The organism is Cupriavidus sp. 05N39, from assembly GCF_056397325.1.
In genome coordinates, this window is sequence record NZ_JBFTNE010000025.1 from 19,302 (window position 1) to 35,874 (window position 16,573).

Genomic DNA, 16,573 nt, shown 5'->3' on the forward strand with positions numbered 1-16,573 from the left:
TTGCTACCTGTGATGGTAAATGGCCGTTTCGAATTCGACAAATCCCGGGTAGGATGCGGCGTCCTGGAACGGCAGGATCTGGGTCGCCCAGTAGCCGCCGATGCCGTTTTGACGGTCGATCCAGAAGAATGAGTTGGCCAGGCCCGCCCACATCAACGAGCCCGCGGGCCGCCCCGTGGGAGCACGTTCCCGATTCGTCATGAAGGAGTATGCCCAGCCCTTATCGGTGCCAGGGAGGAATTCGCCGGTATTGCTCAGCGAGGGGACGGAGGTGGTCCAGCCGCCCACCGCGAGCCCCATGGGTGCCAGGCCGTCCTGGGCCATCAGGTCCACCGTCTCGGGCCTGAGCACGCGTCCGTTCGGGCCGGCACCGTTATTCAGGATCATGCGGATGAATTTCATGTACTCGCCAATGGTCGCGTAAAGACCGTGGCCACCCATGTCCATCGGCGGGGGATCCGGCAGCACCAGATCAGGTAGCGGAGTGAGTTTTCCATCGGCTGCGCGGTCATGGATGGTAACGCGCCGTGCTTTCATCGATTCGCTCATCCGGAAGCCGATGTCCTGCATGCCAAGCGGCGTGAAGATGCGCTCTTTCATCACCTCGCCCAGGCGCTTGCCGCGCTGCTGTTCGACGATGCGGCCCAGCCAGTCGATATTGGCGCCGTAAGTCCATGCGGCCCCCGGCTCGTGCAGCAGCACTGTGCGTATCGAATCGAAGCTGCAGGACATGATGGGCGGGATGTTCCTGGCCGTTCGGTAATGCAGGTCGTTCTCGCTGAAGAACTCATAGCAAAGGCCAGAGGCGTGCAACATCAGGTCGTTCACCGTGATCTTGCGCCCAGGCGCACGGGTACGGGGCTGGCCATTGGCATCAAAGCCATCAAGCACCTGGAGTTCATCGATTTCTGGAACGTACTCGCCAGCGTTGTCGGACAGGGCAATCCTGCCTTCTTCGACCAACTGCATGATGAGTGTGCCGGTCAGGGCCTTGGTCGTCGAAAAGATCGCGAACACCGAATCGGTGGTCATCGGGCTGTCCCGGCCCAGTTCGCGCGTGCCGGTGGCACCTTCATAGAAGTTGCCGTTACGGTCGGTGGCCATGGCCACCACCCCCGGCGCACCGCCATGGCGATGGGTGGCCTGGATCAGCACCTGATCCAGGACGGTCTTCAGTTTCTGTTGCGTCATGTTTTGTCTCCTGATGTTGGGCGGCGCCCTTTCTTTTTGTGCCTGCGTCATGCCGCATCGACTGGAACGCAGGCGAGCCTAATTTACGGGATGGTGCGGTGCGGGCCTGTTCCGATCTGGCAATTGCATGTTCAGGTTCGGCGGAAATTCGCCCGCGATCGCCCTGTGGGCGGAAATTGGCAAGATCAAGGCAGTCAGTGGAAATGACAAAAAAGGGAGGAGTTCCCTTCGGCCATGCTGGCGCCAAAATTGCGGTTATTGCGCTGGGCGAGTGTCGACGAGGAGGGCAAGGCCCGTATCGATATTTTCATGTGCGCGCATCGTCACGCCGCTCACGTCGGCGGCCTTGCCGACTCCGCCTGGAAGGCGGTCGAGGTAAAGGAAGTCCGGTTTCCTTGGACCGAAGATCCAGGAGATGCCGATGCCGGGGTCATGCGGGAGAAGCAAAGCGGCCCGATGAGACCGCAGCGATGAATTGCTGGTAGTCGTGATGTACGGGTAAGAAGGGTAAGCCCGTTTGTGAATTGCACTCTATCAAGTAACAGCGAGAATGACTTAAAGAAGCCGAAGCGGCCGGTTGTGGCCTGAGCCCCCAATATGGGGGCTCAGGCCAAAAGCTGGTGCATTCACCGCGATACTGGAAATGGCCCTTGGCTTCTCAGTCCAAACTGATGCCGTTCGCTTTGGCGATGCCTTGCCAGAGGGACAGGTCGGTGCGTACGGTCTGGGCAAATTGTTCCGCGCTTTTCAATGGCGGATCGATCAGGTTGAGCTGGACGAATCGGTCACGCAGCTCCGGGGCGGACAGGGTGTTCAGGACCTCCCGGTGCACGGCCGCCACCACGCCCGCTGGCGTACCGCGCGGGGCGAACACACCATACCAGGCATCCGTATCGAAACGAAAACCTTGTTCGGTCATGGTCGGCAGATCCGGCAGCGCCGGCCCCCTGTGCGAGCCGGTGATGGCGATGCCGCGCAGCTTTCCGGTCTTGATCAGCGGCACCGAACTGGTGGCGTCGACAAAGGCCACCTTCACCCGCCCGCCCTGCATGTCCTGGTATATCTGGCCGATCGTCTTGTAAGGCACATGCCGGATGTCGAGGCCTTCCTGCCGCTTCAGGTACTCCATCACGAGCTGCCCGGTGGAGCCCGGGCCCCAGGTGGCATAGTCGTACTTGCCGGGATTCGCCTTGACGAGGGCAACGAACTCCTTCAGGTTGCGCGCGGGAAAATCCGGCGAAGCTACCAGATGGATGCCCCCTGAGAAGATCTGCGCCACGGCCACAAGGTCGCGCGTCACATCGAACGGCAGCTTGTGCAGCAGGGCCTGGCTGATGACCGTGGAGGATGAACTGGCGAATAGCAAGGTGTATCCGTCGGGCTGCGCCTTGGCCACCGCGTCCACGCCGATGACGCCATTGGCGCCCGGCCGGTTGTCGACCACGACGGGCTGGCCAAGCGTACGCGACAAGCGCTCGGCAAAGATCCGCGCAATGGTGTCGGGCCCGCTGCCGCCGGCGCTGGGAAGGATCAGGCGAACCGGCCGTGCTGGCCAAGACTGCGCGCTGGCCGGCGCCGCGCCAAGCGCAAGGCCCAGCGCCATGCCAATCGCGGGTGCCAGGGCCAGGAAGCGGCCGAGTCCCAAAGTGTTCCAGCAATTCCGCATCATGTTTGTCTCCTGCATATTGTTGTGATGACGGGCCTGGCCATGGCACAGCTCAGGCCCGCTTGACCTGTACGACGCTGCGCCAGCCGTCAGGCAGCGGCGCGCACGGCACCGATCGACAGGCCGCCATCGACGATGAGCATCTGTCCGTTGACGTAGGAGGACTCGGTGCTGATCAGGTAGAGCGCGGCATGCGCAACCTCCCAGCCTGTGCCCTGCCGGCCGAACGGCAGTGGACGGGCCGCGCGCGAGGGCCGGGCGCGCGAGGCGTCCCGGCCCATCGGTGTGTCGATCAGTCCTGGTGCCAGCACATTCGCACGCAAGCCGCCGGGCTGGCCGGCGAATGCCACCGCGCGGCCCAGCGCGGTCAAGGCTGCCTTGGAAGTCTCGTAGGCCGGCAGGCCGCTCAGCGGCGAGATCGCCGCCGTGGAGGCCACGAACACGATGGCGCTGCCGGCGGGCATGACGGCGGCGGCCTCCTGGGCGCAGAACATCGGGGCGCGCAGGTTGATGTCCTGGACCCGGTCCCAGTCTTCGGGCGTCTCCGCGCCGAAGCGATTCGGGTTGCCGATCCCGACGTTGACCACCAGGCCATCGAGCCCGCCCAGCGCAGCCGCGGCCTGGGCCACCATGCGCGAGATCTGAGCAGGGTCCGCAACGTCGGCCTGGACCGGCACCGCGCGGCCGTCCTCGCGCAGGATCAGGTCGACCGTATCCTGCGCGGCGCCGGCATCCATATCGGCGCACGCCACGGCGGCGCCCTCGCGGGCGAACAGGATTGACATGGCACGGCCATTGCCGACCGACGGCACCGGATCGACGGTGCGGCGTTGGCCCGCGCCTACCACCAGGATGCGGCGCCCGGCGAGCCGGCCGTCACGGCGCGGCACGCCAAGCGCGGGTGCAAACAGTTGCTGGTCCGGACGGCTTTCCAGGGATTCAGTCATGACGCAGCTCCAGTTTTTCCAGCGGCGGATTTTCGATATCGACTTCGAGGTTTTCCAGCAGGCGCGACACCAGCATGTAGAAGCCGATGGTTGCCAGCAGCTCGACCATCATTTGTTCGTCCAGGGCCGCCGCAACCTTGGCGTAGAGCGGCGCCGGTGCCTTGACGTCATGCACCACGGCATCGGTGAATGCGATGACAAGGCGCTCGAGTTCGCTGAAGTCTCCGTTGGCATCCGGCTTCAGCACGGCATCGATTTTTTCTTCCGGCACACCGGCGGCGCGCGCCACGCGCCGGTGCTGATGCACTTCGTAACTGGCGCCGCTGAGCGCGCCCACCCGCAGGATGACCAGCTCGCGCAGCGTGGGCGGCAGCGAGGCCTCCGTGAGAATGGCGCGGCCGAGACCGAGGAAGCCGAGCGCGATCTCCGGCGCATGCGGCAGGACCCTGTACAGGTTGAGGGCGGGACGCCCGCGCAGTTGCTCGCCAAGGCGGCCGGGGACGTTGTCCACATCGAAGTAAGGCAGTCTGGCCATGTTGTGTTGTYTCCGTTTCCTGCCGCGCGGCAGGTGATGTCGTGGTGGGAAAAGTGCAAATAGGAGTTGGCCGCCTACGGCAGCACGTTGCGCGGGTCTTGCCGCAAGACCAGGTTCCAAACCTGTTGGCCGACCGGCTGCTCGCGTTCCTCGATCAGGTGGGCGACCAGTCCCGCGCAGCGTCCGATCAGTGCCAGTCCACGGCCGAACAGCGGGTCCAGCCCCATCTCGGCGAGGATGGCGCCGATGGCGCCAGCGGCGTTGAGCGGCAGGACACGGCGCGTACCGTCGCCGCAGGCGTCGCCGAGCGCCAGGGCAAGACGACAGTACTTGCCGTGGAAGCCATTCGCGCTCGCGGTCTCCATCAGGACCGGCACGCGCGGATCACCTTGCGCGTGTATCGGATGGCCGACGCCAGGTATCGGCTTGCCGGCTGACCGGCAGGCGGCGATGATGCGCCGGGCATGCTCTGCAATGGTGGCTGCGTCGGCATCGGCCGCTAGCGACGCACCTTCTTGCAGCAGTAATTCCGCCATGTTCTGCACGGTGCCGAGGAAGCGCTCGCCGGCGCCAAGCAAGCCCGCGGCGACCGCGCCTTGCAAGGATTCCGGCGCGCCCAGCCAGGTCATGCGGGCGCTGATCGCGCTTGGCGTCAGCCCGTGGTCGACCGCGGTCACCAGCAGCGTGTCGATCATCCGCGCCTCAGCGGCGCCGGGGAGGCGCCCGAGCGCAACCAGGCAGAGCGTCTGAACGAAATCCAGCTTGCCGATCACCTCGGTGGCAAGGTCCCGCCCGCGCAGCGTGATGCGATCAGGCGTCGTGTAGCCGATCTCGGTGCGGATGCCGTTCATGCGCTCAGCCCCACGGTGATGCCGCCGCAGACGTGCAGCACCTGTCCGGTGACGAAGGACGCGCGTTCGTCGAGAAAGTACTCGACGGCGTGGACGATATCTTCCGGTTTGCCGAGCCGCCTGACCGGCACGCCATTCACAATGCGCTGCGTCAGCGCATCCTGGGCCGGGTTGACGGAGCCGAACGCCGCCGTGGCGATGGGCCCCGGCGCGACGGCGTTGACGGTGATGCCGTGCGCCGCCAGTTCCAGCGCCCAGGTACGCGTCATGGCGTTCAGGGCGCCCTTGCTGGCCGAATACGCCGTGCGCAGTTCCTTGCCCAGCGCGGCGCGGCTGGAGATATTGACGATGCGGCCGTGGCGMGCCTTTCGCATGGCAGGCACCAACGCCTGGGTGCATTGCAGCGCGGCGCGGACATTGACGGCGATTTGCCTGTCGAAGTCGTCAAGGCCGGTTTCCTCCACGCTCGCCGCCCGYAGGGTCGCCACATTGTTGACGAGGGCAGTGAAGGCATAGCGGGCCGATGCCTCCCCGAGCGCGGCGGCGAGTTGCGCCGGCTCGGCCATGTCGACTTCGACGAAATGCGTCACACCGGCCTCGGGAGGTGCCACCCGATCGAAGTTCACTACCGTGTGGCCGCGCTCGCGCAGCGTCTTGCACAGGGCCCAGCCGATGCCGCCGGAGCCGCCGGTTACCAGGATATCCGTTGGTGTCATGATGAAAGAGGCTCCTTGCCTTGAGGGTTGTTGCTGGCGTAGTTGCTTGCACTGGCGGCGAGCCGGGTCTTGACCTCGAGCTTCGAGACCTTGCCGTTGGCAGTGAGCGGAAGGGTTTCCACAAAATGAATGCGCTTTGGCGCCTGTACCGAACCCAGGCGCTCCTTGACGAACGCCTGTAGCTCGGCAGCGTTGGCGGTGGCGCCGGCATGCAGTTGCACGGCCGCGTGCACGGCCTCTCCCCAGCGCGGGTCGTCCATGCCGAGCACGGCGCAGCGGCATACCGCGGGATGGGCGCCGAGCGCGTTCTCCACGTCGCTGGGGTACACGTTGAAGCCACCCGTGATAATGACGTCGCGCAACCGGTCTTTCAGGTACAGGTAGCCTTGCGCGTCCAGGTAGCCGCCGTCGCCCGTATGCAGCCAGCCATCGGCCAGTGCCTCGGCGGTCTTGCCGGGCTGGCGCCAGTAGCCGGACATGACGAGGTCGCCGCGCACCACGATCTCGCCGGTTTCGCCAGCCGGCAGCAACTTGCCATCGCGCCCCATGATGGCGAGTTCGGTCAGGCAGGTGGCACGGCCGACGCTGCCGTGGCGGGCGGGATCGCGCAATTCCCCGGCGGGCAGGAAGGCAATGATGCCGGGGGCCTCGGTTTGCCCGAACGAGGTCTCCAGGGTGCCGAAGACATCGATGGCCTGGGCAATCCGGTCTGCGCGCATCGGCGCTGCCGCATAGATCAGGTGCCGCAGCGCGGACCAGTCCCGTTCGCGCACGCCGGGCTCGTCCAGCAAATCGTAGATCAGCGTGGGCGGCATGAACACCGCGGTGATGCGCTCGCGCTCCAACTGGTCGAGCAGGGCGCGCGGCCTGGTCGAATCCGCCAGCACGAGGGTGCCGCCACGCGCGAACACTGGCAGCAGGAACGTGGATGTGCCGTGGGTGATGGAGGCCACGGCGAGATAGCGCTCGTCCTCGCGCAACTGCATCGCGGTGAGGATGGAAACCACCGTGGTGTTCCACGAACGCAGCGACTGCATGACCCCCTTGGGCGCGCCGGTAGTGCCGCCGGTGAACTTGATGGCCTGCGTTTCGCCAAGTTCGCGCTGCACGCGTAGCGGGACGCGGCCGCGCCAGGCAGCGAGCAGCGCGGCAATGCTGTCCGGGCCGGATGCCTGCGGCCCGCAGGCGATCACGCGGGCGCCAGGCGTGATCGTGCCGGATTGGCCGTGGCCGCTGTCTTCCACCACCAGGATGGACGCCTCGGTGAAGTCGACGATGCGGGCCCGTTCGTGGACCGAGGCGCGCGGATTCAGCGGCACCCAGCACTTGCCGGCGGCCAGCGTAGCCAGCAGCGCCAACACATGCTGCACGCTATTGCCGGCGCAGATGCCTACGCGCGATCCGGACGTGGGGTCCAGCGCCTGGAAGGCCGCTGCGAGCGCCAGCACCTTCTGCGTCAGTTCGCCGTAGGTCAGCGATTCTCCGGCGGCCTGCAATGCGATGCGCGCCGGCGTGGCGTTCGCGGTCCTCAGCAGATAGTCGATTGGCTGCATGCTTTCATCCGTTGCGTCTCGTTCATTCCTTTCATTCCTTTCATTCCGCGCGTGCTCCCGATACCTTTACGATCCTTGCCCATTTGCTCATCTCCTCATCGACGAATCTGGTAAATTCCGCTGCGCTCATCGGCGGGCTGCCTGCGTTCCTGTTGGTTCCGAGGTCGGTGCCRGTGTCGGCGCCCATTTCGGCGTAACGCTTGCGCAGCGCCGCGCTTGTCACAGCCTGGCCAACAGCGGCATTGAGCCGGTTCACAATGTCGGGGGGCGTATGTGCCGGCGCGAAGATGCCGCTCCAGTTGCTGACGGAGTAGCCAGGCACGCCGGCCTCGGCAACAGTCGGCACATCCGGGAGCGCGGACGAGCGATGCGCCGAGGTCACGGCGAGCGGGCGTACCAGGCCCTTGGCGATCAACGGCAGCGAGGTGGGCAGGTTGTCGAACATCAACTGCACTCGCCCGCCCATCAGGTCGGTCTGTGCGGGCGAGCCGCCGCGGTAGGGCACGTGCGTCAGTTGCGTGCCGGTCATATGCTCAAAGAGTTCACCGGACATATGAATGCTGCTGCCATTGCCGGACGAGCCCATCATCAACTGGCCCGGGTTGCGCTTGGCCAGCGCGATCAGCTCCTTCACATTGCGCGCCGGCAACGCGGGGTTGACGACCAGTACGTTGGCGCCGGAAGAGACCAGGGCCACAGGCTGGAAGTCTTTCTTCGGGTCGTAGGGAAGGTTGGCGTATAGCGTCGGGTTGATGCCATGGGTGCCGATCGTGCCCAGCAGCAAGGTGTAGCCGTCCGCCGGTGCATTGGCGACGGCGGCCGCGCCGATGTTTCCGCCCGCACCGGCGCGGTTCTCCACCAGCACCGGCTGCCCGAGGCTTTGCGTGAGCTGCTGGCTGAGCAGCCGTCCGAAAATGTCCGCAGTGCCACCGGGCGGGAACGGCACTACCAAGCGAATTGGCCGTGAGGGATAGGATTCGGCCAGTACCGGCCCCGCCGTGTGCAGGGCGAGCGCGGCCGCGACCGCACAGATCAGTCTGTGAAGCATGGGATGTCTCCGTTGTCGTTGTCATTGCCAGCGGCATGCTCCGGACCGAGCCGCGCCAGGCTTACTGCTCTCCGCCTGGCGGGATTCAGGACGGCGCGGACGCGATGCCTGCGCTTAGGCCACCGTCCACGGGAAGTTCCACTGCGTTGATATAGGAGGCTTGCGCCGAGAGTAGAAAGCGCACTGCATGCGCGACCTCCCAGGGCGTGCCTTGCCGCCCGAACGGCAAGGCGGCGGTGCGTCCGGGCCGCGCCGCGGAGGCCGCGCGGCCCATCGGCGTATCGATCAGGCCGAGCATGACCACGTTGGCGCGTATGTGGTTGGGCTGCCCGGCCAGCGCGGTCGCGCGGCACAGGGCACCGAGCGCCGCCTTCGAGGCTTCGTATGCCGGATTCATACCCGCGGGCAGCCTGGCCGCCACTGAAGACACGAATACGATGGCGCCGTGCATGGACATGAGCGGCAGGGCTTGCTGCACGGTCAGCATGTGCGCGCGCAGGTTGACCGCCATCACCTCATCCCAGCTGTCTGCCGTCAGTTCCGCCAGGGGCTCGCGGCGGCTAATGCCTACGTTCAGTACGAGTCCGTCGAGGCCGCCCAGCGCCGTCCGTGCGGCCTGCACCATGCCTTTGATGCCGGCGGCGCTGGCCACGTCGGCCGGGATGGCCACCGCGCCGCCGTCCCGCGCACTGCGTACGGTGAGTTCCGCTGCCTCGGTACTCTTGTCCGCGCAGGCGATGCTGGCGCCAGCGCGGGACAGGGTCATGCAGATGGCGCGTCCGTTGTTGACCGGATTTCCGGCATCGGCCGAAGGGAGTTGTCCGCCACCGACGACGAGGATGCGTCGGCCGCCCAGCGACCCACACGTGGTCTCGTCCGCAAGGTCGGCGCCGGGGGGCGCGGCTGCGGGGCGCGAAGGACGGTCTGGTTGCATTGGATAGTTTGGCGCTGTTTAAGTTGATGTTTGGGGAAATGTGAAAACGATTTCCGTTTRTGCTAACTTATCAGGCAACAAATTTGGCGTCCAACTGTGGAACGTTTTCATTAGGGAAGACCATGACGCAAAGGATTTCCGTCAGGGATGTGGCTGAGGCGGCGGGGGTTTCCATCGGCAGCGTGTCGCGTGTGCTGAACGGCACCGGCTATGCCAGCCAGGCGCTGCGAGCCCGGGTGCACGCGGCCGTGGAGGCACTGAACTATGAGCCCAGCTTTGCCGCCCGCCATCTGCGCACCGGGCGCAGCAAGACGGTCGGCTATCTGGTTTCGAATATCGGCAACCCGCTGCTTGCGGCGCATTTCAGCGAAGTCGAGAAGCATATGCAGGCCGCCGGGTACTCCATGTTGGTCGGCAATACACTGGACCAGCCACGGCGCGACCGCGAACTGGTTGCGCTGTTCGAGACCCGCCGGCTGGAGGGCATCATTGCCGCGCCGAGCCTGGAGAGCGCGGACCCCGCCGACAGCCTGTTCAGCGGCTGCAGCCTGCCGGTGGTGATTCTGGATCGGGAAACGCCTCTGCCAATGGATGCGGTCTATCTGGACCATCGTAGCGGTGTGAAGCAGGCGATGGCGTATCTCATTTCATTGGGTCACCGCCGCATCGCGCTTTTCGGGCCCGGCGAGCACATTCGTCCAGGGCGCGAAAAGCTGCTCGGCTACCGGGATGGGCTTGCGGAGGCGGGTTTGGTGTTCGACCCCGCATTAGTCTGCATGTCACGCTCGGCGATCGATTCGTCACGCACCCAAATGGCGGCCATGCTCGCTCTTTCCGCGCCCCCCACTGCAATCATCGGTCTAGGAACGCGCCTGCTCTCCGGAGCCATTTATGTTGCGCGCAAGGCGGGGCTGGATATTCCCAGAGACCTTTCGGTGATCGGCATCGGTACGCCGGAGACGCTTGAGTTGATGTATCCCCCGCTAACCACTTTACGCTTTGACATCGAGCGCGCCGCGGAGGCTGCCGCCCATCTGATGCTTGACCGGTTGGCCGGGGAGGGGGTGAGAGAGCCACGTATCGTGAGTGTGCCGCTTGACCTGGTTTTGGGTGAGTCGTGCGCAAAGGCGGCGTTCGGGCAGGACAGTGGGATTGCGCATGCGCCTGTGTCGGAATAAGCGAAGTCTTTAGGGGGCGGGAACTCGGACGTCCCCATACTTGCAACACAAGCGGTGCGCCAGTTGTTCGGCACCAGGGAAATCGCAGCACGCGCGGCGCGAAAATTTAGTATGATGGACGTCATGCCAAATATGAAAGCCAACGCTAGATACGCCGCCAAGGAAGCGTCGCACGAACGCATCGTGGCCGCGGCTGCCCGGGCTATCCGCCGAAGTGGTTATGACGGCACTGGCGTCGCCGACATCATGAAAGAGGCCGGTCTGACGCACGGAGCCTTCTATGCGCATTTCCCCTCGCGCGAAGCCATGCTGGCGGAAGCCGCGGATCGGGCGTGCGCGGAGTCCGCTGCGGTAGCGGCAGATGTCGTTGCCGGCGTCCCACCCGGGAAAGCCTTGGAGGCTGTGCTTTGCGCCTATCTCTCAAAGGACCACGTCGAGCAGATGGAGCTTGGATGCCCCTTGGCCGCGCTGGGCTCAGAAACACCGCGACAGGCGCCCGAAGTACGCCGAACGGTGACTCAACACACCAAGGCGATGATTGATCTTCTCGCCCGCCAGTCGCCTGACTGGGGACAGCCCGGTGCTCATGAACAAGCACTAGTGACCATCGCCACCATGGTTGGTGCTTTGCTGCTGGCTCGTGCAGTCGACGAGCCAGCTCTGTCGGACCGTCTGCGCGAGGCTGCGCTGAAGCACCTGGTCCCCCCTGGAATCTAACCCCCCGGATTCATGCCGCCTTCTCGCTCGCCGTTACATATGATGATCATAATGCGAAATGACCATGGTGCGCCTCTCGGGTGCCACGTTGAATGGCGTCGCATCGTGCATGCCGACGCGTTACCGGATCGCACAAACTGACGGAGAAATTTCATGAACAAACGCGGCAAGATTGCCCTCGTTACGGGGGCCTCCTCAGGTATCGGCCACGCCACCGCGGAGCGGCTCGCGAAGGCTGGCTACAGGGTGTTCGGTACCAGTAGGCGCATAGGCACTACCGGTCAGCGAGCGTTCGAGATGCTGCTTCTCGATGTAACCAAGGACGAATCCGTCGATGCGGCCGTCCAAAAGGTGATGGAGCGCGAAGGCCGTATTGATCTACTCGTCAACAACGCCGGGTTCGGGGTCGCTCCAGCGGGTGCGGAAGAGAGCTCGCTGGAGCAGGCCCGGTCGATATTCGATACGAACTTCTTTGGGATAGTCCGGATGACCCGGGCTGTCGTGCCACATATGCGCCGCCAAAGGGAAGGGCGCATCATCAACATCGGCTCCGTGCTTGGTTTCCTGCCGATGCCCTACATGGCGCTGTATTCCGCCACCAAGCACGCAGTCGCGGGCTATTCGGAATCGCTCGACCATGAGCTGCGCACGATGGGTATTCGCGTCTCGGTGGTCGAACCTGCCTACATCAATACGCCCTTCGATGCGAACCTGATGAAACCTGACGCCCCGCTCGATGTGTATCGCGATATTCGCGAGGGCGTGGAGAGACGGGTGAAGGAAGTTCTCGTGGGCGCGGACGGGCCTGAAGTGGTAGCCGAGGTCGTGTTGAAGGCAGCCATGGCAACGCATCCAAAGATTCACTACGCCCCCGGCCTCGCAAGCCGCATGCGACTGCTGCGCAGGTTCGCGCCGGCTAGCGTGCTGGATGCGGGGGTTCGAAAAGATCTGCGGCTCGAAGCATAGGCGGTAAGCCGCGCCGCCCGCTGTTTCTCACAAATCCCAATTTGAAAGAAGACGATGACATTCCAGGCGCTGCTCGCAAGCAAGACAGGTGACAAGATTTCAACCAGCGTGCTGGGCCGCTCGCAAACCTGGATGCGCCAGGAACGAGGGCGACCATGAAAGCACTTCTTCTCGATCGCTACGGAAAGAAACGCGCGTTGCGGTCCACTGAGGTTCCGAGCCCGGCGCTGGGTGAGGATGAGGTCATGGTCCAGATCCATGCGGCCGGTGTGAATCTGCTGGACTCCAAGATCAGGAACGGAGAGTTCAAGCTCATACTCCCCTATCGCATGCCCCTCGTCCTAGGACACGACGTGGCCGGCGTCGTGGTCAAGGTCGGGCCTCGCGTTCGGCAGTTCAAGCCGGGGGACGAAGTCTATGCCCGGCCCGATGATTTTCGCATCGGCACCTTTGCTGAGTACATTGCGGTCAAGGAAGAGTCCTTGGYGATCAAGCCCAAGGCGCTGAGTATGGAAGAAGCAGCATCGATTCCTCTGGTGGGCCTGACGGCATGGCAAGCGCTGATCGAGAAGGCGAATCTGAAGAAAGGGCAGAAGGTCTTCATCCAGGCCGGTTCAGGCGGCGTAGGAACATTTGCGATCCAGTTGGCCAGGCATGTGGGCGCCACCGTAGCCACCACCACCAGCAGCGCCAACATCGACTTGGTGAGAGGCCTCGGGGCAGACGTTGTCATCGACTACAGAAAAGACGATTTCGAGAAAATTCTTCAGGGCTACGATGTGGTCCTCCACAGTCAAGACGCAACGGCGCTGGAGAAATCTCTGCGTGTCCTTAAGCCCGGAGGAACACTCATCTCGATCTCCGGCCCTCCCGATCCCGCATTCGCAAAGGGAATCGGAGCAACGTGGTTCGTGAACTTGATTGTTCGTCTTCTGAGTGCGGGAGTCAGGAAGCGGGCAGCAGGTCGTGACCTGAGGTACTCGTTCCTCTTCATGAGGGCCAGCGGGCGCCAGTTGAGCGAGATCACGTCGCTCATTGATTCCGGCGCGATACGCCCCGTAGTGGATCGGGTCTTTTCCTTCGACCAGACCAACGAGGCCATGGCCTACGTCGAGAAGGGACGGGCCAAGGGTAAAGTTGTCGTCAAAGTGCGATAGACGTGATCGCCCCGAGTTCGGGCGTGACCTGACGCCGCTCGCTATCCCGGCGATCAGGGGAAGCCGGTCAACCTGGCCTTGGATCGTGCTTGCGAAGTGAAGTGGTTGCGCTTTGATTTGGCCGGTCACGGCGGTTCAAGGCCGGGCGCCGGTCATGCTGCCTGGACCGACGGGCAACTTCCGTAGTCGACCCTTCGCAGCCATTCGACCGCTCTGCGTTGATCAGACGAATCGGCCGATTTGGCGACAGCCGTCGCTCTGATCGTGAACGACCGCTTCCGTATGCTGACCCGCCGCCGGCTAGGTTCTCCCGACCAGAAGCCATGTATGCAGATCACCGATGCCCTTTGCCGCGATCAAACCGCGCTCTTCGAGCAGGAACGGCTCCCCGAGTTGCTGCCGCGTGGCATCAGTTACCTGAACACGACCGACTACGCCTTGCGACTCCATCCGGCTGGCGATATTGACGGTATCGCCCCACAAGTCATAGATGAACTTTCTCCTCCCGATCACGCCGGCCACGACAGCTCCACTGTGGATGCCAACTCGCAATTGCAGGTTGTAGCCGCTTCGCTGATTGAACTGGCCCAGTGACTCAAGCATGTCCAATGCCATATGAGCGGCCCGGGCGGCGTGATCGGCCGCCGGCACAGGCAGGCCTGCCGCTGCCATGTAAGCGTCGCCGATTGTCTTGATCTTCTCGAGTCGCCGGCTGTCGGCGATATTGTCAAAGTCGGCAAATATCTCGTTCAGGATTGCCACCAGTCGTTCGGGGCCCATGCTGGGAGAAAAGCGGGTGAACTGCACGAGGTCCGCGAACAACACCGACACATCCTGGAACTTGTCGGCGATGACCTCCGGGGGGCCGGCGGCGATGAGATCGGCGCGCAGCTTCAAACGCTCGGCGATGGGGGCGGGCAGCACGTTGAGGAGCAGCCGATCGGTTACCTGTTGCTCGCGAACGAGTTTCTCGTAAATGCGCCTGAGTTCATGACTCTGGTGAACGATCGTCTCTCGGCTCGTTTCCAGTTCATGCACTTTCCGCTCAAGTTCCTTGCCGTACTTCAACGATTCCCCGTGCAGCAGACGCACTTCCAGCATATTGCGAACCCGCATCAGCACCTCCGCCAGATCAAATGGCTTGCTGACGAAGTCTTTCGCACCGGCTTGCAGTGCGCGCAGTTTGTGATCAGGCTGGGCGGTGATGACGATCACCGGAAGGTAGCTGTCCGCCTGGAGTTCCTTGAGGCGTTCCATGACCTCGAACCCGTCCATGCCGGGCATCTGCAGATCAAGCAGGATCAGGTCATAGTGGTTCTTGCTGTGAAGCGCAAACACCGCGCGCGGATCGGTGGTTGGCTCGATGCAAACGTAGCCGGCCCCGCGTAGCATCTGTTCGAGCAGCAGGACATTGGCCTCCAGATCGTCAACGACCAGGATTTTCGCTGCCAGGATGTCCGATGCTTTGATCACGGCGAGCACTTGGCTTCATCGGCCCTGAGCAGTCCCGCCTCGTGGCTGTTCCAGCGCGGCGTCCAGTGCGTCCATAAACTCATTGAGCCTGATCGGCTTGGTCAGGTAGCGGAAGAATCCCGCTTTCATGCCCTTTTCAATGTCGCGCGGCATCGCATTGGCACTGAGGGCGATGACGGGAATGTGCGTTGTCTGCGGATCTTCTCGCAGCAGTCCCAGTGCTTCGATGCCGTTGATGTCGGGCAGATGGATATCCATGACGATCACATCTGGCGAGGCAGTGCGCGCCAGGTTGACGCCGAGCGCCCCTGTGACGGCGGTCAGCAGGCGCACATCGGCCCGGCGCACAAGGAGTTGCTCAACGAGCTTCAGGTTGGCGGGGTTGTCTTCGACATACAGCAGGGTATGCAGCGAAGTGGGAGACCCCGTCCGCGCCTCGACGGATACCGCTGTCTCCGCACCCTCACCGGTCATTTCTGGAGGGCGCGCAACGGGCAGTTCGATCCAGAATACGCTGCCCACGCCCRGCATGCTTTCGGCGCCGATGGCGCCTCCCATCAGCTCGACCAGCCGCTTGGCCACCACGAGGCCGATGCCCGTGCCCTCCACGGGGCCACCCTCATGCCCAAGACGATTGAACGGCTTGAACAGTTGTGCGAGCCGTTCTGGTGCCAGCCCTGCGCCGGTGTCGCGCACGCCGACGCGAACGCGATCGCCCATCGTCACTTGTACTTCGACGGTACCCTTGTCGCGGTTGTACTTGATCGCATTGGAAAGCAGGTTAAGCAGGATCTGTTTCAGGCGGGTCCTGTCGGCCCGGACGAAACACGATAAGTCGGGTGAGGGAAACCGCATGCGAACCTCACGCCTCAGCGCTTGTTGCTCAAGCATCGCGTGACATTCGTGCAAGGCTTCGACGACCGATACCGGCTCGGGGGACAGTGACGCCTGTCCGGCCTCTATCCTGGCGAGGTCAAGCACCTCGTTGATCAGTTCCAGCAAATGCCAGCCCGCCTTCAGGATCTGGTCGATGCTGGCTTGCTGCGAGGAAGGCGGCGGCGGCGTGTCCAGTGCCAGCAACTGCGCGAAGCCAAGGATGGCGTTCAACGGATTCCGCAATTCATGGCTCATGCTGGACAGAAATTCTGACTTTGCGCGGTTTGCACTTTCAGCCGCGGCCTGGGCCTGTTTCTGCTCCTCGATGTCGGTGCTGGATGCCAACCACTTGACGATATGCCCATCGGCGTCCTTGAGTGGCGCCCCGCGCTCAAGGTGCCATCGATAGGCACCATCGGATGCCCTTTTCAGGCGGTATTCGATCTCATACTCACGGCCGTTCGCAACCGCGTCTGTCCAGCGGTCAATGTTGTTCGTGAAATCTTCGGGATGTACGGCAGATTGCCAGTCGCCGGCCTGGGTTTGCTCAAGGCTGAGGCCGGTATAGGTTACCCACCGCTGGTTGCAGTAATCGATCCGGCCATCCGGGTCGCAGGTCATTACCATGTGAGGTATGCCGTCGGCGAGCAACCTGAAGTGCGGCTCGCCCTCCCTGAAGCCGGGGGCCGAAGGCCGATTCTGTGCCGATCTGTCAAAAGGCCGCTTGCCCATGATTTTCCACCTGCAGTCGTCGGGACAGCGCTG

General features: G+C 63.6%; 16 protein-coding genes. 5 read left to right on the forward strand and 11 right to left on the reverse strand.

Annotated elements, in window-relative coordinates; translation table 11 throughout:
* Positions 1-3 precede the first annotated feature (3 nt).
* On the reverse strand, positions 4-1,242 hold the full coding sequence (locus tag AC1DN0_RS14180; RefSeq protein ID WP_441629418.1) for a serine hydrolase domain-containing protein: 1,239 nt from the start codon (positions 1,240-1,242) through the stop codon (positions 4-6).
* A 183-nt stretch (positions 1,243-1,425) separates the two neighbouring features.
* Between AC1DN0_RS14180 and AC1DN0_RS14185 the strand changes: the two genes are divergently transcribed.
* Positions 1,426-1,665, forward strand: coding sequence for a hypothetical protein (locus AC1DN0_RS14185; protein WP_441629419.1), 240 nt, complete (start codon positions 1,426-1,428; stop codon positions 1,663-1,665).
* A gap of 184 nt (positions 1,666-1,849) precedes the next feature.
* Here AC1DN0_RS14185 and AC1DN0_RS14190 read toward each other — a convergent pair whose 3' ends face one another.
* From AC1DN0_RS14190 to AC1DN0_RS14225, 8 genes are all read right to left on the reverse strand, one after another.
* Positions 1,850-2,860: a Bug family tripartite tricarboxylate transporter substrate binding protein gene (locus AC1DN0_RS14190; protein ID WP_477103328.1), complete on the reverse strand. Its 1,011-nt coding sequence runs from the start codon at positions 2,858-2,860 to the stop codon at positions 1,850-1,852.
* A gap of 86 nt (positions 2,861-2,946) precedes the next feature.
* Positions 2,947-3,804: an SDR family NAD(P)-dependent oxidoreductase gene (locus tag AC1DN0_RS14195; RefSeq protein ID WP_441629421.1), complete on the reverse strand. Its 858-nt coding sequence runs from the start codon at positions 3,802-3,804 to the stop codon at positions 2,947-2,949.
* Complete coding sequence (locus AC1DN0_RS14200; RefSeq protein ID WP_441629422.1) at positions 3,797-4,339, reverse strand: carboxymuconolactone decarboxylase family protein; 543 nt, start codon at positions 4,337-4,339, stop codon at positions 3,797-3,799. Before AC1DN0_RS14200 ends, AC1DN0_RS14195 begins: the two co-directional genes overlap by 8 nt.
* Positions 4,340-4,413: 74 nt before the next feature.
* Entirely contained in the window at positions 4,414-5,190 is a 777-nt protein-coding gene (locus tag AC1DN0_RS14205) for a citryl-CoA lyase (protein ID WP_441629423.1), read from the reverse strand.
* The gene (locus AC1DN0_RS14210; RefSeq protein ID WP_441629424.1) at positions 5,187-5,906 is read right to left on the reverse strand and encodes an SDR family oxidoreductase; all 720 of its coding nucleotides are present in this window, start codon (positions 5,904-5,906) and stop codon (positions 5,187-5,189) included. Before AC1DN0_RS14210 ends, AC1DN0_RS14205 begins: the two co-directional genes overlap by 4 nt.
* The gene (locus AC1DN0_RS14215; RefSeq protein WP_441629425.1) at positions 5,903-7,459 is read right to left on the reverse strand and encodes a class I adenylate-forming enzyme family protein; all 1,557 of its coding nucleotides are present in this window, start codon (positions 7,457-7,459) and stop codon (positions 5,903-5,905) included. Before AC1DN0_RS14215 ends, AC1DN0_RS14210 begins: the two co-directional genes overlap by 4 nt.
* A 40-nt stretch (positions 7,460-7,499) precedes the next feature.
* Positions 7,500-8,507 carry a Bug family tripartite tricarboxylate transporter substrate binding protein gene (locus AC1DN0_RS14220; protein WP_441629426.1) on the reverse strand — a complete coding sequence of 336 codons (1,008 nt, stop codon included), beginning with the start codon at positions 8,505-8,507 and terminating at the stop codon, positions 7,500-7,502.
* 85 nt (positions 8,508-8,592) lie between these two features.
* Positions 8,593-9,441 (reverse strand): SDR family NAD(P)-dependent oxidoreductase, encoded by an 849-nt coding sequence (locus AC1DN0_RS14225; RefSeq protein ID WP_441629427.1) that lies wholly within the window; start codon positions 9,439-9,441, stop codon positions 8,593-8,595.
* A gap of 122 nt (positions 9,442-9,563) precedes the next feature.
* Here AC1DN0_RS14225 and AC1DN0_RS14230 point away from each other — a divergent pair, with 122 nt between their 5' ends.
* The 4 genes from AC1DN0_RS14230 (at position 9,564) to AC1DN0_RS14245 (ending at position 13,459) form a co-directional block, all read left to right on the forward strand.
* On the forward strand, positions 9,564-10,619 hold the full coding sequence (locus tag AC1DN0_RS14230; protein ID WP_441629428.1) for a LacI family DNA-binding transcriptional regulator: 1,056 nt from the start codon (positions 9,564-9,566) through the stop codon (positions 10,617-10,619).
* Between the two features lie 111 nt (positions 10,620-10,730).
* Positions 10,731-11,336, forward strand: coding sequence for a TetR/AcrR family transcriptional regulator (locus AC1DN0_RS14235; RefSeq protein ID WP_441629429.1), 606 nt, complete (start codon positions 10,731-10,733; stop codon positions 11,334-11,336).
* Between the two features lie 153 nt (positions 11,337-11,489).
* A complete protein-coding gene (locus tag AC1DN0_RS14240; RefSeq protein ID WP_441629430.1) occupies positions 11,490-12,302 on the forward strand; it encodes an oxidoreductase in 813 nt (270 codons plus the stop codon).
* A 155-nt stretch (positions 12,303-12,457) separates the two neighbouring features.
* Positions 12,458-13,459 (forward strand): NADP-dependent oxidoreductase, encoded by a 1,002-nt coding sequence (locus tag AC1DN0_RS14245; RefSeq protein WP_477145797.1) that lies wholly within the window; start codon positions 12,458-12,460, stop codon positions 13,457-13,459.
* 300 nt (positions 13,460-13,759) lie between these two features.
* On the opposite strand, the gene AC1DN0_RS14250 is transcribed toward AC1DN0_RS14245, so the two are convergent.
* Both AC1DN0_RS14250 and AC1DN0_RS14255 read right to left on the reverse strand, forming a co-directional pair.
* Positions 13,760-14,932: an adenylate/guanylate cyclase domain-containing protein gene (locus AC1DN0_RS14250; RefSeq protein WP_477103355.1), complete on the reverse strand. Its 1,173-nt coding sequence runs from the start codon at positions 14,930-14,932 to the stop codon at positions 13,760-13,762.
* Positions 14,933-14,947: 15 nt separating this feature from the next.
* On the reverse strand, positions 14,948-16,540 hold the full coding sequence (locus AC1DN0_RS14255) for an ATP-binding protein (protein WP_477145798.1): 1,593 nt from the start codon (positions 16,538-16,540) through the stop codon (positions 14,948-14,950).
* Between the last annotated feature and the right edge of the window lie 33 nt (positions 16,541-16,573).

Bases quoted from the DNA above. Each gene is read 5' to 3' on its own strand.
- AC1DN0_RS14240 (WP_441629430.1), top strand. From the start codon at position 11,490: ATGAACAAACGCGGCAAGATTGCCCTCGTTACGGGGGCCTCCTCAGGT.
- AC1DN0_RS14230 (WP_441629428.1), top strand. From the start codon at position 9,564: ATGACGCAAAGGATTTCCGTCAGGGATGTGGCTGAGGCGGCGGGGGTT.
- AC1DN0_RS14225 (WP_441629427.1), bottom strand. From the start codon at position 9,441: ATGCAACCAGACCGTCCTTCGCGCCCCGCAGCCGCGCCCCCCGGCGCC.
- AC1DN0_RS14195 (WP_441629421.1), bottom strand. From the start codon at position 3,804: ATGACTGAATCCCTGGAAAGCCGTCCGGACCAGCAACTGTTTGCACCC.
- AC1DN0_RS14180 (WP_441629418.1), bottom strand. From the start codon at position 1,242: ATGACGCAGGCACAAAAAGAAAGGGCGCCGCCCAACATCAGGAGACAA.
- AC1DN0_RS14235 (WP_441629429.1), top strand. From the start codon at position 10,731: ATGATGGACGTCATGCCAAATATGAAAGCCAACGCTAGATACGCCGCC.
- AC1DN0_RS14190 (WP_477103328.1), bottom strand. From the start codon at position 2,860: ATGATGCGGAATTGCTGGAACACTTTGGGACTCGGCCGCTTCCTGGCC.
- AC1DN0_RS14205 (WP_441629423.1), bottom strand. From the start codon at position 5,190: ATGAACGGCATCCGCACCGAGATCGGCTACACGACGCCTGATCGCATC.
- AC1DN0_RS14200 (WP_441629422.1), bottom strand. From the start codon at position 4,339: ATGGCCAGACTGCCTTACTTCGATGTGGACAACGTCCCCGGCCGCCTT.
- AC1DN0_RS14185 (WP_441629419.1), top strand. From the start codon at position 1,426: ATGCTGGCGCCAAAATTGCGGTTATTGCGCTGGGCGAGTGTCGACGAG.
- AC1DN0_RS14215 (WP_441629425.1), bottom strand. From the start codon at position 7,459: ATGCAGCCAATCGACTATCTGCTGAGGACCGCGAACGCCACGCCGGCG.